The following is a 13,101-nucleotide window of genomic DNA, read 5'->3' as shown; positions in this document are numbered from 1 at the left end:
CATGGCTAAAACGTCAATGAAAATCAAACAGCAGCGTAAGCAGAAATTCTCCACCAGAGAGTACAATCGCTGCAGAATCTGCGGTCGTCCGCATGCATACCTGAGAAAATATGGAATTTGCAGAATCTGCTTCCGTGAGCTGGCATACAAAGGCCAGATCCCGGGCGTAAAGAAAGCCAGCTGGTAAGCAGGGGAGAGCAAAAGGGTTCCCATCCCCAACCAGCATGTCGGCAGGAAAAACGACAGAGTTTCAAAAGACTGCTCGCAGGCTTTTGAAGCTATGACGGATTTACTGCGACAGCAAGTGTGAGTATTCACACTTGCCGACATGCGTCCTGATTTCTTCTTTGGCCAGCCGCCATTTTTGTGGTTCTTGCCTTTGGATATCAGCGAACCCTTTCACATCGAGAAGCTGTCAGGCTTCGAGATGCCACTCACACCACTTGAATTCAACTTCAAATATCCATTATTCCATATATTTAACGTAAAGGAGGCAAAACTCAATGAACATGAGTGATCCGATTGCAGATATGCTTACAAGAATCCGTAACGCTAACACTGCGAAACATGATACTGTAGATGTACCGGCATCCAAAATGAAAATTGCAATCGCCAATATCCTTCTGGATGAGGGTTACATTAAGAAATATGACATTATCGAGGATGGCGTATTCAAAACTATCCACATCGAGCTGAAATACGGTGCAGATAAGAATGAGAAGATCATCACCGGCCTGAAGAGAATTTCCAAACCGGGTCTGCGTGTATACGCTGACAAAGAGAACCTGCCGAAAGTACTTGGCGGTCTTGGCGTAGCTATCCTTTCTACCAACCAGGGCGTTATCACCGACAAAGAGGCTCGTAAGCTTCAGATCGGCGGCGAGGTTCTGGCATTCGTTTGGTAATCAACGCTGACGAAAGCAGGCTTCTTTTGAAGCTTGACAATAGAAACTGAAAACAGAGAAAGCTTCGGCTTTCTCCGAAAATCTAAGTTATAGGAGGACATATAACATGTCACGAATTGGAAGACAGCCCGTTGTCATCCCGGCAGGTGTTACTGTTGAGGTTGCTGAGGGCAACAAAGTTACCGTTAAAGGCGCTAAAGGTACTCTCGAGAGAGTTCTTCCGGCAGAGATGACCATTAAGGTTGAGGATGGCCATGTAGTAGTTACCCGTCCGAATGATCTGAAGAAGATGAAATCCCTGCACGGCCTGACCAGAACACTGATCCACAACATGGTTGTTGGTGTAAGCGAAGGCTACCAGAAAACCCTTGAGGTTAATGGTGTAGGTTACAAAGCAGCAAAACAGGGTAAGAAACTGGTTCTGTCCCTGGGATATTCCCACTCCGTAGATATGGAAGATCCTGCTGACATCGAGACCGTTGTAGAAGGCAACAAGATCATCGTTAAAGGTATCAGCAAAGAAAAAGTTGGCCAGTACGCAGCCGAGATCAGAGAGAAGAGAGCTCCGGAACCCTACAAGGGCAAAGGAATCAAATATGCTGATGAGGTTATCAGACGTAAAGTTGGTAAGACTGGTAAGAAATAATCTAAGGAGAGTGTGAAAATGGTTAGCAAAGAATCTAGAACTAAAGTTCGTGAAAATAAGCACCGCAAAATCCGCAATCGTTTCAGCGGCACAACCGAGAGACCGAGATTAGCTGTGTTTAGAAGCAACAATCATATGTATGCTCAGATTATCGACGATACTGTTGGAAAGACTCTGGTTTCCGCTTGCACCCTTCAGAAGGATGTTAAAGACGGTCTTGAGAAAACCAACAACGTTGAAGCTGCAGCAAAATTAGGAACCGTAATCGCTAAGAAAGCTCTGGAAAAGGGTATCAACACCGTTGTCTTTGATAGAGGCGGCTTCATTTATCAGGGTAAAGTGAAAGCATTAGCTGAGGCAGCTCGTGAAGCTGGTCTGGAATTCTAAGACAAGGAGGAAAAGAACACATGAGGCATGAAATTATTGATGCTAGTCAGCTTGAATTAAATGATAAAGTAGTATCAATCAAACGTGTATCCAAAACTGTTAAAGGCGGACGTACCATGCGTTTCACTGCTCTGGTAGTTGTAGGCGATGGTAACGGTCACGTTGGTGTTGGCCTTGGAAAAGCTACCGAGATTCCGGAAGCAATCCGCAAAGGTAAAGAGGATGCAACCAAGAAACTGATCAAGGTTGAGCTTGATGCAAACAATTCTGTACCCCACGACTGGACTGGAGTATTCGGAAGCGCATCCGTTCTTCTGAAGAGAGCTCCCGAAGGTACCGGTATCATCTCCGGTGGCCCGGCTCGTAGCGTACTGGAGATGGCTGGTATTAAGAACATCCGTACCAAATGCCTGGGATCCAGAAACAAACAGAACGTTGTTCTGGCAACCATCAATGGTCTGAAACAGATGAAATCCCCGGAGGAGGTTGCAAAACTCCGTGGTAAATCTGTAGAAGAGATTCTTGCTTAAGGAGGTCTTCAAAAATGGCAGATAAGTTAAAAATCACCTTAGTAAAATCAACCATCGGTGCCATCCCGAAGCATCGCGCTACCGTTGAGGCTCTTGGACTCAAGAAACTCAACAAATCCGTAGAGCTGCCGAACAATGCTGCTACCAAAGGTATGATTGCTCAGGTTAGACATTTAGTAAAAGTAGAAGAGATCTAATAACAATTATTTGATATAAGGAGGTGTCATCATGGAATTATCCAACTTACAGCCTGCTGCAGGTTCCAAGCACAGTGATAACTTCAGAAGAGGCCGCGGTCATGCTTCAGGAAATGGCAAGACTGCTGGTAAAGGACATAAAGGACAGAAAGCTCGTTCCGGCGCTCCGCGTACCGGTTTCGAAGGTGGTCAGATGCCTTTGTACAGACGTCTTCCGAAGAGAGGATTCACCAACAGAAATACACTGGATATTGAGGCAATCAATATCAGTGCTCTTGAGAGATTCGATAACGATACAGAGGTTACCGTTGAGACTCTCATCGAAGCCGGTGTTATCAAAAACCCGAAAGATGGTGTGAAGATCCTCGGAAATGGCGAACTGACAAAGAAGCTGACAGTAAAAGCTAACGCATTCAGCGCGAGTGCAAAGGCTAAGATCGAGGCTCTTGGTGGAAAAGCAGAGGTGATCTAATGTTAGCAACACTGCGTAACGCCTTAAAGGTGAAAGACCTTAGGCAGCGGTTGTTCTTTACCTTCATGATGCTGCTGGTGATCCGTCTTGGATCCCAGCTGCCCTGCCCGGGCGTTGATCGAACCTACTTTTCCAGCTGGTTCGCAAAGCAGAGTGCTGAGGCATTCAACTTTTTCAATGCCTTCACGGGAGGTTCTTTTGAGCAGATGTCTATTCTGGCTCTGAGTATCACACCGTACATTACATCTTCGATTATCATCCAGCTTCTGACCATTGCAATTCCCCAGCTTGAGGAAATGCAGCGCGACGGAGAGGATGGAAGAAAGAAACTGACTGCTATCACCCGTTATGTGACCGTTGGTCTGGCTCTCATCGAGGGTACAGCTATGGCGATTGGATTTGGAAACCAGGGTCTGATCCCTGCAATGTCTTCCTCCAGCGCTACCTTCATCACCAAAGCGGGTGCCGTGATCACTGTTGTGGCAGCTCTGACTGCCGGTTCTACCTTCCTGATGTGGATTGGTGAGCGTATCACAGAAAAGGGCGTAGGCAATGGTACTTCCATCGTCCTGATGATCAACATTCTTTCCCGTATCCCCAGCGATATGAATAGCCTCTTTGAGATTTTCGTCTTCAAGGATGGTCAGACTGTTGCAAAAGGTGCGCTGGCAGCTGTGATCATCATTGCCGTTATTCTGGTAACAATCGTTCTGGTTATTGTCCTGAATGATGCAACCAGAAAGATTCCTGTACAGTATTCCAAGAAAATGCAGGGCCGCAAGATGGTTGGCGGACAGAGCAGCTTCATTCCTCTGAAAGTCAATACTGCCGGCGTTATTCCGGTCATCTTCGCATCTTCCCTGATGTCCATGCCCACCATGGTTGCTTCCTTTATGGGAAAAACCGGCGGCACCGGAATCGGCAGCAAGATTATCACTGGCCTGAATCAGGGCAGCTGGTTTAATCTGAATCAGCCGGTATACACACTTGGTTTCGTGCTGTATGTGGTACTGAATGTATTCTTTGCTTACTTCTATACCTCCATTACCTTCAATCCGATTGAGGTAGCGGACAACATGAAGAAGCAGGGTGGATTTATCCCGGGTATCCGTCCCGGTAAGCCGACTCAGGATTACCTGAACAAGATCCTGAACTACATCATCTTTATCGGTGCGATCGGTCTGATCATCGTTGTGACCATTCCGCTTGTATTCAATGGTGTGTTCGGAGCCAGCGTATCCTTCGGCGGTACTTCTCTGATCATTATTGTAGGCGTTATCCTTGAGACTCTGAAACAGATCGAGTCCCAGATGCTCGTCCGCAATTACAGAGGTTTCCTGGGAGATTGATGGTGTACGCTCCGTCTTTCGCAGTTTTGCGGGGGAGGGGCGTGCACTTGTCTTTTTTCTGGGGAAAAATCTCAGGAAGAAGCCGGATTATGCGGATTTTTTCCTGTACTACTTTTAAAATATATGATATAATCCAACTGAATAGGCTGTTCCGAATGAACATCAAAAAGATGTGTATGGGGGATTACAAGGATACACATCTTTGTTTTGCGCCATAAAAGAACAGTTTCATGAAGAAGAAAGGTGGGGCAAGAGTATGAAAATTATTATGTTAGGAGCACCGGGGGCTGGAAAAGGAACTCAGGCCAAGAAGATTGCTGAGAAATACGGAATTCCGCATATTTCCACAGGCGATATTTTCCGCGCAAACATCAAGAACGGAACCGAGCTTGGAAAGAAAGCGAAAACTTATATGGATCAGGGCGCACTGGTGCCGGACGAACTGACCTGTGATCTCGTAGTTGATCGTATTCAGCAGCCGGATTGTGCCAATGGTTATGTACTGGACGGATTTCCGAGAACGATTCCCCAGGCAGAGTGCCTGACCACAGCTCTTGATAAGCTTGGCCAGAAGATGGATTATGCCATCAATGTAGATGTACCGGATGAGAACATTGTTCACCGTATGGGCGGCAGAAGAGCCTGCGTAGGCTGCGGCGCTACCTATCATGTGGTTTACAATGCACCGAAGGCAGAGGATATTTGTGACACCTGTGGTGAGCATCTGGTTCTTCGTGATGATGACAAGCCCGAGACTGTTCAGAAGCGTCTGAATGTTTATCATGAGCAGACACAGCCGCTGATCGATTATTATGAGAAAGCCGGCATTCTGAAAAACGTGGATGGAACCGTTGATATGAAAGACGTATTCCAGGCAATTGTCAATATTTTAGGAGAATGATCATATGTCAGTAACAATTAAATCTGCGAAAGAAATTGAGTTAATGAGAGAAGCCGGAAGACTCCTCGAGATTGTTCACAAAGAACTGGAGGAGGCGATTCGGCCGGGCATCTCCACTTGGGAACTTGACCATCTGGGAGAGAAGACGATTCGCAGCCTTGGATGCATCCCGAATTTCCTGAATTATAACGGTTATCCGGCATCCTTTTGTATTTCCGTAAATGACGAAGTAGTTCATTCCATCCCCAACAAGCACAAGATCCTTCAGGAGGGTGATATCGTCAGCATCGACGCTGGCCTGATCTACAAGGGCATGCATTCCGATGCAGCCAGAACCCATGCGGTAGGCCAGATCACTCCCGAGGCACAGAAGCTCATTGACGTGACCCGTCAGAGTTTCTTCGAGGGAATCAAGAAAGCAGTAGCAGGCAATCATCTGTTTGATATTTCCAACGCTATTGCAGACTATGTAGAGCCCTTTGGCTACGGCATCGTAGAGGAGCTTGTCGGCCATGGAATCGGCCATGCTCTTCATGAGGATCCCCAGATCCCGAACTTCCGTCAGAAGAGAAAAGGTATCCGTCTGATGCCGGGAATGACCCTGGCCATCGAGCCCATGATCAACATCGGCCGCCCGGATGTCGAGTGGCTGGACGACGACTGGACCGTTGTGACTGAGGACGGAAGCCTGTCCGCTCACTATGAGAATACGATTCTCATCAACGAAGAGGGCGAACCGGATATCCTGACTCTGGGTCATGTATAATGGCAGGTCTTGATATGGAAGAGATCAGACCGGGCATGCTGGCCTATTCCCTGGCCGGTCATGACAAAGGCAGCCTCTATTACATCGTGAAAGCGGACGAGAAATTCGTCTGGCTTTCCGATGGAAAACTGAAAGATACAGCTTCACCAAAACGGAAGAACCGGAAACACATTCAGGTCATCAAGAAAGGCGCCGTGGAGGCGCCGGAACCGCTCACCAATGAAGCGGTCAAGCGAATCATCAAACAATATCTCAGGAAAGAGTTATAGGAGGTTTTTTAAGGCAGATGTCAAAAGCAGATGTTATTGAAGTAGAAGGAACAGTTCTGGAAAAATTACCCAACGCCATGTTCAAAGTAGAGCTGGAGAACAAACACGTCGTTCTGGCTCACATCAGCGGAAAGCTTCGGATGAATTTCATCCGTATTCTTCCCGGCGACAAAGTAACCATCGAGCTGTCCCCGTATGATCTGTCCAAGGGACGCATCATTTGGAGAGATAAATAAGCCAAATCAAAGGAAACCGTACTTCAGGCGAGTGAAAATCGTCTGGAGTGCGGTTTTTTAAAAAAATCCCCAAAAGTGAACAAGAAAAAACGAAAAAAAGCTTGCTTTTTATTAGGTAAGGTGTTATACTCATTCACGAACTGTGCAAAGGGCTTATTTTTTTTATGCCCAAATGTTCACGACAAGGTGGAAAGGAGGACCATCATGAAAGTTAGATCTTCAGTAAAACCGATTTGCGAGAAATGCAAAGTCATCAAGAGAAAGGGAAGTATCCGTATTATCTGTGAGAATCCGAAGCACAAACAGCGTCAGGGTTGATTTTATTCACACTTTATACTGAGATTTTCCAAACAATGAAGAGCGGCTGCAGTGCGAAACGCCAGGAGGCGTGGAAACACTGATAACAATAGAAAGTGGACTTGTTTCACCGTATATTGCTTACAATACCGGACGCTGCGGTTAGCCCACCGCTCCCGACTTGTACCGGGTCGGCAGTTGAACGAAGAGAGCTGCAAAGCGCCTCGCAAATAAGTTCGAGTGTACGGAAAGGCATGGCTTCGCTGTGCTGGGCTGTGGGATCGAAGAATCCACACCGCCTCAATTTAAGACGATATCAAATATTAATGGAGGAAATGTTACATGGCTCGTATTGCTGGTGTAGACTTACCAAGAGAAAAACGTGTAGAGATCGGATTAACTTATATCTACGGTATCGGTAGAGCAAGTTCCGTAAAAATTCTGGAGAAGGCAAATGTCAATCCGGATACCCGTGTCAGAGATCTGACCGATGAAGAAGTAGGACGTATTCGTGATGCAATCGACGAGACCGTTACCGTTGAGGGTGACCTTCGTCGTGAGATCGCAATGAACATCAAGAGACTGCAGGAAATCGGATGCTACAGAGGTGTTCGTCATAGAAAAGGACTTCCGGTTCGTGGCCAGAAGACCAAGACAAACGCTCGTACCAGAAAAGGTCCGAAGAGAACTGTTGCTAACAAGAAGAAATAATAAACCATCGTTGAATATTTGAGAAAGTAGGTTAGTTTAAAAATGGCTAAAAAAGTTACCAAAAAAGTGACAAAAAAGCGCGTAAAGAAAAACGTTGAACGCGGACAGGCACATATCCAGTCTTCCTTCAATAACACCATCGTTACCCTGACGGATGCTGAGGGAAATGCTTTATCTTGGGCAAGTGCCGGTGGTCTGGGATTTAAAGGTTCAAGGAAATCTACTCCGTATGCAGCACAGATGGCTGCCGAGACTGCTACCAAAGCAGCTCTGATTCATGGTTTAAAGACTGTTGACGTTTTTGTAAAGGGTCCGGGTTCAGGACGTGAGGCTGCTATCCGTGCACTGCAGGCATGCGGTCTGGAAGTAACCAGCATCCGTGACGTAACCCCTGTACCGCACAACGGTTGTCGCCCGCCGAAACGTAGAAGAGTCTAATTAGGAGGTAAATGAGAGATGGCAGTTAATAGAGTTCCTGTACTGAAAAGATGTAGATCCCTCGGCCTGGATCCGATCTATTTAGGAATTGATAAAAAATCCACGAGAGAGCTGAAAAGAGCAAACCGCAAAGTAAGTGAGTACGGTCTGCAGCTTCGTGAGAAACAGAAAGCAAAATTCATCTATGGTGTTCTGGAGAAACCCTTCCACAACTATTATGAGAAGGCTGAGAGAATGCCGGGTATGACTGGTACCAACCTGATGACCATTCTGGAGAGCCGTCTGGACAACGTAATCTTCCGTCTGGGCTTCGCTCGTACAAGACAGGAAGCACGTCAGATCGTTGATCACAAGCATGTACTTGTTAACGGCAAACAGGTAAACATCCCGTCTTACCTTGTTAAAGCTGGTGACACCATCGAGATCAAAGAGAAAGTTAAGAGCATGCAGAGATACAAAGACATTCTGGAAGTAACCGGCGGAAGACTGGTTCCGGAATGGCTTGAGTCTGATCAGGAGAACCTGAAAGGTGTTGTTAAAGAGCTTCCGTCCAGAGAAGTGATCGACGTTCCGGTAAATGAGATGCTGATCGTCGAGCTGTATTCTAAATAATTAACAGCGCATTTTCGTATCAGAATCCTGGAAAACTTCCGAGCGTGTCTGTTTTTCAGGCACGCTTGAGGTTTCCTTCGGGATCACCCTCATGATTCTAAAACCCAAAAAAGGAGGGGCTTATGTTCGATTTCAACAAACCAAAAATTGAGATAGCTGAGATTTCAGAAGACAAGAAGTACGGAAGATTCGTTGTGGAACCTCTGGAAAGAGGTTATGGTACCACCCTGGGCAATTCTCTTCGCAGAATTATGCTGTCCTCCCTTCCGGGCGCGGCTGTCAGCCAGGTTAAAATCGAAGGCGTCCTGCATGAATTCAGTTCTATTCCGGGCGTAAAAGAAGATGTCACTGAAATTATTATGAATATCAAATCACTGGCAATCAAAAATTCCAGTGAGACCAATGAGCCGAAAGTTGCTTACATCGAGTTTGACGGCGAAGGTACTGTGACCGGAGCTGACATACAGGCTGATCAGGATATCGAGATTATGAATCCGGATCAGGTGATTGCTACCCTGAATGGCGGAGCTGACAGCAAGCTGTACATGGAGCTGACTATCACCAAAGGCCGTGGCTATGTAAGTGCTGAGAAAGGCAAAACAGATGATATGCCCATCGGCGTTATTGCTGTAGATTCTATCTACACTCCCGTTGAGCGTGTCAACCTGAAGGTGGAGAATACCCGTGTAGGTCAGGTTACCGATTATGATAAACTGACACTGGACGTATGGACCAATGGAACCCTGGGTCCGGACGAGGCAGTCAGCCTTGCTGCTAAGGTACTCAGCGCACACCTGAATCTCTTTATCGACCTTTCCGAGAATGCAAAATCCGCAGAGGTCATGATTGAAAAAGAAGACAACGAGAAGGAAAAGGTTCTGGAGATGAACATCGACGAGCTGGAACTTTCCGTTCGTTCTTATAACTGCCTGAAACGTGCCGGCATCAACACCGTTGAGGAGCTCTGCAACAGAACTTCCGAGGATATGATGAAGGTTCGTAACCTGGGCCGCAAGTCCCTGGAAGAAGTTTTAGGCAAACTGAAGGAGTTAGGCTTACAGCTCAACCCCAGCGACGAGTGATCGATCGCAGCTACTGTACGAGAGAGCTCTCTACCGGGCTTTCCCGTAACTATTAACATGAATGGACGAGACAGCACCTTTTAAGTAAGACCGAAGAGCATTAACTGGTGTTCCACAAATGGAGGAAAAGAATAATGGCAGGTTATAGAAAACTTAGCAGAACTGCAGACCAGAGAAAAGCACTGATCAGAAGCCAGGTTACCGCTCTGATTCAGCACGGCAAAATCGTTACTACCGAGGCAAAGGCAAAAGAGATCCGCAAGGTCGCTGAAGGCCTGATCGCTATGGCAGTACGCGAGAAAGACAACTTCGAGACCGTTACCGTTACCGCTAAAGTTGCCCGCAAGGACAAAGACGGCAAGAGAGTAAAAGAGGTTGTTAACGGAAAGAAAACTACCGTTTACGATGAAGTTCAGAAAGAGATCAAGAAGGATGCTCCTTCCAAACTGCACGCTCGTCGTCAGATGGCTAAAGTTCTGTACCCTGTAAAAGAGGTACCGGCTGAGGGCAAAAAAGCAAAAGAGATCGATCTTACTGATAAACTCTTCAACGAGATCGCTCCGAAATACGCTAACCGCAACGGTGGTTATACCAGAATCGTTAAGATTGGTCTCCGTAAAGGTGACGCAGCTATGGAAGTTGTTCTGGAGCTGGTTTAATCTGAGATTGATTAAAAAAATGGACCTTACAGATTTTTCTGTAGGGTCTTTTTTTATGCCCGCTAAACTACGGGTTCAATGACAAGGCCGCTGAGATCTTATATAATAGAGACAGAAATCAGGAGAATATGTAAGATAGAAGGAGGTATCGTCATGGCAAGAAAGATCCTTGTGGCAGAAGCATTGGACGAGAGAGATTTGCTGGCAAAAAAGATTTCAGATAAAATTGGAAAAATTTCTTTTGTGGATGTGATAAGACCGAATGAAGAAAATGTTTTTAATTTGCGCCAGGAAAAAGGAAAGTACATTGCAAAAGTGAAAAGCGGCTACCAGCAGCTTCAGGATATGATTACACTCTTTCAGAAGCTGGATGAAGCAATTCTTGTTTCCAATGCGAATACGGTGATCCGTACGGAAAACGGTGAAATGACCGTTGCCAATGCGATTTTGCTTAGAAGCAGGATGAAGGAAACAGAGAAGCTTTCTGGTACCGGGAAAAAGGATTTTGGGATGCAGTTTCTGAATGAGCTTGAGCAGCAGTATACAAATGCGGTCTTGCAGGCTAAACAGGAAAATGAAAATCTTCAGAGAAGAGCGGATATGATGCGGAAGCAGATGGATGGAAATTCGACAACACCTGCAGCGGAGAACAAAAATACAGAGGATTTTCTCAAACAGTATGTTCATGAAAACAGCGTAAGAGTTGTAGATCCACTGGATTTGAAGAACAGGCTGGAAGAAATGAAGAAACAGCAGAAGAAGCTTTTGAAAGAACTGGATATGAAGATTAAGGTTTCCAATGCGCTTACTTACGTTGAGGTGTGAGGAGGGAAAAATAATGGGAGAGAAAATGCTGATAACGCAGGCGCTCACGGAGAAAGAAACATTGCAAGATGAAATTTGCCGTCTTATTCAGGAATCTAAGTTTTGTTTTGCAGATACAATTTGCGAGCGGGAAGAGAAGACTCAGCAAAGAAAGCTGAACGAAACGGAGTTTAGTCGGAATGCTCAGGAATTGTTTGAAAAGATCCAGGAAAAGATAAAAAGATACTATCAGATTGAAGAGGCAATCATAGTGTCAAATGCAAAAGTAAAAATTCATACCCAGGTGGGGGACTTTACGGTTGCAGGAGCGGTTTCTCTCCGGAACAGGCTGAGAGGGAAGAGCACTTATCAGAATAGCCTTTTTGAAGTTAATATGGAACGGAAAATGGACCAGGAGTATACAAGAAGTGTGCAGCAGATTAAAAATATGAATCTGCAGCTGGAAGAACGGGCGGATGCAATCCGGTTGAGCATTCTGGGAAAGGACAGCAAGGGGAAAGGTGACAATTCGCTGGATTCAGTAAATGATTTCCGGAAAGAAAATACCATGGAGCTGGTAGATCCTTTGGATATCAAGACACTTATAGATGAGAATGAAGCAAAGCGGAACGCACTTCTGAGCGAACTGGATACGCGGCTTAAAGTCTCGAACGCAACAACTTTTATTGAAATTTAAGTAGTGTTTTGCCTGCAGTACGAAAACTTCAAACCCGGTTTCCCCCGCAGCGGGGTTAAGGCTGCACTTGCTCATTTTATGAGAGAAAATTTTTAAGCGCAGATGACGCTATCATGACAAAACTCAGTGGGTACCTCAGCTGGATAGAGGATCAGACCTCGGATCTGGAAGTCGCCGGTTCGAATCCGGCACCATGCGAGAAGTTAACAGGTGTAGATTATTGAAAAATGGGGAATGAGCTTTTTTCGTATTTTTATAGAATCATTGAATTTTTGCAACAAAGCTGCTTTCTATAGGTGCAAAATAGCACTGAAATCCATGAAAAAAGGTAAGGAGCAAAACCGGTTGTCCGGAAGCTGCCTCATGGCTGTGCTGTAGGCAATAAAGAAATGCCGGAAATTTGCCGACATTTTTTTATAGAATAAATACCTGGAATCAAGGAGAACAACATGCAGGAAAAAGGGAAACACTATGTCATCGGGGACGTACATGGGTGTTATGAAGACTTCCTTTTGCTGAAAGAAAGGATAGATCCGGAGGCAACCATCATTCTGACAGGTGATTTTTTGGATCGGGAGCCTTAGGTTGGGGAGATGCTTGGCTGAGCTAAATTGTTGTATTTAGTGATAAGAAATTATTTTTAAATAATATTGAGAAAGAAAGTAATTAGATGTGCATTGTATGAATTAATATAAAAGAGTAAATAGTATATCATGGTCGGTCTGAGCCTTTGAAATGGAGGATGGAAGGCTGAGACCAGCTATGATGCTGAGGATAATAAATGGAATGTAACAGGCAAACGTTTATCGGAAGGTACTGTTACAGGAAAAAGTCAACTATACTAGGAGGGATAATTATGTGGCGATATAGATGCCCGATTTGCAAAAAAATGGTCGAAAATCCCAATATGGGAAGAGAGGATGTAAAACGGATTGCGACGAAGTCAATTTACTGCCCCCACTGCAACGGGCGGCTTTATGTGGAAGAAAGTGGTGCGACAGTTGATTTGGCTGGAGCGTTGGTGAATTTCTTTAAACAAGTTGGTGGAATTACAATTTCTCGTGAGGAGGCGCTTGCCAATTATTATGAGGATATTGATGAAGATGAGTTAGACGGATCTGATGTGCCAAATGTTTGCTGAAG

The 13,101-nt window shown here is 45.5% G+C and carries 22 protein-coding genes and 1 tRNA gene; all 23 read left to right on the top strand.

The window, feature by feature from the left end:
* Position 1 precedes the first annotated feature (1 nt).
* A complete protein-coding gene (locus LKD71_RS05440; RefSeq protein WP_075721580.1) occupies positions 2–187 on the top strand; it encodes a type Z 30S ribosomal protein S14 in 186 nt (61 codons plus the stop codon).
* 316 nt (positions 188–503) lie between these two features.
* A complete protein-coding gene (gene rpsH / locus LKD71_RS05435) occupies positions 504–905 on the top strand; it encodes a 30S ribosomal protein S8 (RefSeq protein ID WP_178045986.1) in 402 nt (133 codons plus the stop codon).
* A gap of 106 nt (positions 906–1,011) precedes the next feature.
* Positions 1,012–1,551 carry a 50S ribosomal protein L6 gene (gene rplF, locus LKD71_RS05430; RefSeq protein WP_178045985.1) on the top strand — a complete coding sequence of 180 codons (540 nt, stop codon included), beginning with the start codon at positions 1,012–1,014 and terminating at the stop codon, positions 1,549–1,551.
* Between the two features lie 18 nt (positions 1,552–1,569).
* Entirely contained in the window at positions 1,570–1,938 is a 369-nt protein-coding gene (gene rplR / locus LKD71_RS05425) for a 50S ribosomal protein L18 (protein WP_178045984.1), read from the top strand.
* Positions 1,939–1,958: 20 nt separating this feature from the next.
* Complete coding sequence (gene rpsE, locus LKD71_RS05420) at positions 1,959–2,468, top strand: 30S ribosomal protein S5 (protein WP_178045983.1); 510 nt, start codon at positions 1,959–1,961, stop codon at positions 2,466–2,468.
* A gap of 14 nt (positions 2,469–2,482) precedes the next feature.
* Entirely contained in the window at positions 2,483–2,665 is a 183-nt protein-coding gene (gene rpmD, locus LKD71_RS05415) for a 50S ribosomal protein L30 (RefSeq protein ID WP_178045982.1), read from the top strand.
* 31 nt (positions 2,666–2,696) lie between these two features.
* Positions 2,697–3,137 (top strand): 50S ribosomal protein L15, encoded by a 441-nt coding sequence (gene rplO / locus LKD71_RS05410; RefSeq protein ID WP_227614656.1) that lies wholly within the window; start codon positions 2,697–2,699, stop codon positions 3,135–3,137.
* On the top strand, positions 3,137–4,486 hold the full coding sequence (gene secY, locus LKD71_RS05405) for a preprotein translocase subunit SecY (RefSeq protein WP_227614655.1): 1,350 nt from the start codon (positions 3,137–3,139) through the stop codon (positions 4,484–4,486). Before rplO ends, secY begins: the two co-directional genes overlap by 1 nt.
* 256 nt (positions 4,487–4,742) lie before the next feature.
* Entirely contained in the window at positions 4,743–5,387 is a 645-nt protein-coding gene (locus tag LKD71_RS05400; RefSeq protein ID WP_178045979.1) for an adenylate kinase, read from the top strand.
* A 4-nt stretch (positions 5,388–5,391) separates the two neighbouring features.
* Positions 5,392–6,153: a type I methionyl aminopeptidase gene (map, locus tag LKD71_RS05395; RefSeq protein ID WP_227614654.1), complete on the top strand. Its 762-nt coding sequence runs from the start codon at positions 5,392–5,394 to the stop codon at positions 6,151–6,153.
* Between the two features lie 14 nt (positions 6,154–6,167).
* Positions 6,168–6,422, top strand: coding sequence for a KOW domain-containing RNA-binding protein (locus tag LKD71_RS05390; protein ID WP_227614653.1), 255 nt, complete (start codon positions 6,168–6,170; stop codon positions 6,420–6,422).
* Between the two features lie 17 nt (positions 6,423–6,439).
* The gene (infA, locus tag LKD71_RS05385; RefSeq protein ID WP_005428560.1) at positions 6,440–6,658 is read left to right on the top strand and encodes a translation initiation factor IF-1; all 219 of its coding nucleotides are present in this window, start codon (positions 6,440–6,442) and stop codon (positions 6,656–6,658) included.
* Between the two features lie 204 nt (positions 6,659–6,862).
* Positions 6,863–6,976, top strand: a complete 114-nt coding sequence (gene rpmJ / locus LKD71_RS05380; protein ID WP_003022746.1) for a 50S ribosomal protein L36 — start codon at positions 6,863–6,865, stop codon at positions 6,974–6,976.
* Between the two features lie 321 nt (positions 6,977–7,297).
* The gene (gene rpsM / locus LKD71_RS05375) at positions 7,298–7,666 is read left to right on the top strand and encodes a 30S ribosomal protein S13 (RefSeq protein WP_178045977.1); all 369 of its coding nucleotides are present in this window, start codon (positions 7,298–7,300) and stop codon (positions 7,664–7,666) included.
* Positions 7,667–7,708: 42 nt separating this feature from the next.
* Positions 7,709–8,104, top strand: coding sequence for a 30S ribosomal protein S11 (gene rpsK / locus LKD71_RS05370; protein WP_117767413.1), 396 nt, complete (start codon positions 7,709–7,711; stop codon positions 8,102–8,104).
* Between the two features lie 18 nt (positions 8,105–8,122).
* Positions 8,123–8,716 (top strand): 30S ribosomal protein S4, encoded by a 594-nt coding sequence (gene rpsD, locus LKD71_RS05365; RefSeq protein ID WP_178045976.1) that lies wholly within the window; start codon positions 8,123–8,125, stop codon positions 8,714–8,716.
* Positions 8,717–8,838: 122 nt separating this feature from the next.
* The gene (locus tag LKD71_RS05360; protein WP_178045975.1) at positions 8,839–9,798 is read left to right on the top strand and encodes a DNA-directed RNA polymerase subunit alpha; all 960 of its coding nucleotides are present in this window, start codon (positions 8,839–8,841) and stop codon (positions 9,796–9,798) included.
* 134 nt (positions 9,799–9,932) lie between these two features.
* Positions 9,933–10,457 carry a bL17 family ribosomal protein gene (locus tag LKD71_RS05355; RefSeq protein ID WP_227614652.1) on the top strand — a complete coding sequence of 175 codons (525 nt, stop codon included), beginning with the start codon at positions 9,933–9,935 and terminating at the stop codon, positions 10,455–10,457.
* 153 nt (positions 10,458–10,610) lie between these two features.
* Entirely contained in the window at positions 10,611–11,282 is a 672-nt protein-coding gene (locus tag LKD71_RS05350) for a hypothetical protein (protein WP_227614651.1), read from the top strand.
* Between the two features lie 13 nt (positions 11,283–11,295).
* Complete coding sequence (locus LKD71_RS05345; protein ID WP_227614650.1) at positions 11,296–11,958, top strand: hypothetical protein; 663 nt, start codon at positions 11,296–11,298, stop codon at positions 11,956–11,958.
* Positions 11,959–12,085: 127 nt separating this feature from the next.
* Positions 12,086–12,153: transfer RNA gene (locus LKD71_RS05340), tRNA-Arg, on the top strand.
* Between the two features lie 254 nt (positions 12,154–12,407).
* A complete protein-coding gene (locus LKD71_RS05335) occupies positions 12,408–12,542 on the top strand; it encodes a metallophosphoesterase (RefSeq protein WP_227614649.1) in 135 nt (44 codons plus the stop codon).
* Positions 12,543–12,814: 272 nt separating this feature from the next.
* Positions 12,815–13,099: a hypothetical protein gene (locus LKD71_RS05330; protein ID WP_227614648.1), complete on the top strand. Its 285-nt coding sequence runs from the start codon at positions 12,815–12,817 to the stop codon at positions 13,097–13,099.
* Positions 13,100–13,101: the final 2 nt, after the last annotated feature.

It is taken from the genome of Fusicatenibacter faecihominis (assembly GCF_020686945.1).
GTDB classification, from domain to species: Bacteria; Bacillota; Clostridia; order Lachnospirales; family Lachnospiraceae; genus Limivivens; species Limivivens faecihominis.
This window is presented reverse-complemented; position numbering and strand designations above follow the sequence as displayed.

What these genes read in the sequence shown, in the direction of transcription:
- LKD71_RS05330 (WP_227614648.1), top strand. Translation starts at nt 12,815, where the DNA reads ATGTGGCGATATAGATGCCCGATTTGCAAAAAAATGGTCGAAAATCCC.
- rpsE (WP_178045983.1), top strand. Translation starts at nt 1,959, where the DNA reads ATGAGGCATGAAATTATTGATGCTAGTCAGCTTGAATTAAATGATAAA.
- secY (WP_227614655.1), top strand. Translation starts at nt 3,137, where the DNA reads ATGTTAGCAACACTGCGTAACGCCTTAAAGGTGAAAGACCTTAGGCAG.
- rpsM (WP_178045977.1), top strand. Translation starts at nt 7,298, where the DNA reads ATGGCTCGTATTGCTGGTGTAGACTTACCAAGAGAAAAACGTGTAGAG.
- LKD71_RS05360 (WP_178045975.1), top strand. Translation starts at nt 8,839, where the DNA reads ATGTTCGATTTCAACAAACCAAAAATTGAGATAGCTGAGATTTCAGAA.
- map (WP_227614654.1), top strand. Translation starts at nt 5,392, where the DNA reads ATGTCAGTAACAATTAAATCTGCGAAAGAAATTGAGTTAATGAGAGAA.
- rpsK (WP_117767413.1), top strand. Translation starts at nt 7,709, where the DNA reads ATGGCTAAAAAAGTTACCAAAAAAGTGACAAAAAAGCGCGTAAAGAAA.
- LKD71_RS05440 (WP_075721580.1), top strand. Translation starts at nt 2, where the DNA reads ATGGCTAAAACGTCAATGAAAATCAAACAGCAGCGTAAGCAGAAATTC.
- rpsH (WP_178045986.1), top strand. Translation starts at nt 504, where the DNA reads ATGAACATGAGTGATCCGATTGCAGATATGCTTACAAGAATCCGTAAC.
- rpmD (WP_178045982.1), top strand. Translation starts at nt 2,483, where the DNA reads ATGGCAGATAAGTTAAAAATCACCTTAGTAAAATCAACCATCGGTGCC.
- LKD71_RS05390 (WP_227614653.1), top strand. Translation starts at nt 6,168, where the DNA reads ATGGAAGAGATCAGACCGGGCATGCTGGCCTATTCCCTGGCCGGTCAT.
- infA (WP_005428560.1), top strand. Translation starts at nt 6,440, where the DNA reads ATGTCAAAAGCAGATGTTATTGAAGTAGAAGGAACAGTTCTGGAAAAA.
- LKD71_RS05335 (WP_227614649.1), top strand. Translation starts at nt 12,408, where the DNA reads ATGCAGGAAAAAGGGAAACACTATGTCATCGGGGACGTACATGGGTGT.
- LKD71_RS05350 (WP_227614651.1), top strand. Translation starts at nt 10,611, where the DNA reads ATGGCAAGAAAGATCCTTGTGGCAGAAGCATTGGACGAGAGAGATTTG.
- rplO (WP_227614656.1), top strand. Translation starts at nt 2,697, where the DNA reads ATGGAATTATCCAACTTACAGCCTGCTGCAGGTTCCAAGCACAGTGAT.
- LKD71_RS05355 (WP_227614652.1), top strand. Translation starts at nt 9,933, where the DNA reads ATGGCAGGTTATAGAAAACTTAGCAGAACTGCAGACCAGAGAAAAGCA.
- rplF (WP_178045985.1), top strand. Translation starts at nt 1,012, where the DNA reads ATGTCACGAATTGGAAGACAGCCCGTTGTCATCCCGGCAGGTGTTACT.
- LKD71_RS05400 (WP_178045979.1), top strand. Translation starts at nt 4,743, where the DNA reads ATGAAAATTATTATGTTAGGAGCACCGGGGGCTGGAAAAGGAACTCAG.
- rpmJ (WP_003022746.1), top strand. Translation starts at nt 6,863, where the DNA reads ATGAAAGTTAGATCTTCAGTAAAACCGATTTGCGAGAAATGCAAAGTC.
- rplR (WP_178045984.1), top strand. Translation starts at nt 1,570, where the DNA reads ATGGTTAGCAAAGAATCTAGAACTAAAGTTCGTGAAAATAAGCACCGC.
- rpsD (WP_178045976.1), top strand. Translation starts at nt 8,123, where the DNA reads ATGGCAGTTAATAGAGTTCCTGTACTGAAAAGATGTAGATCCCTCGGC.
- LKD71_RS05345 (WP_227614650.1), top strand. Translation starts at nt 11,296, where the DNA reads ATGGGAGAGAAAATGCTGATAACGCAGGCGCTCACGGAGAAAGAAACA.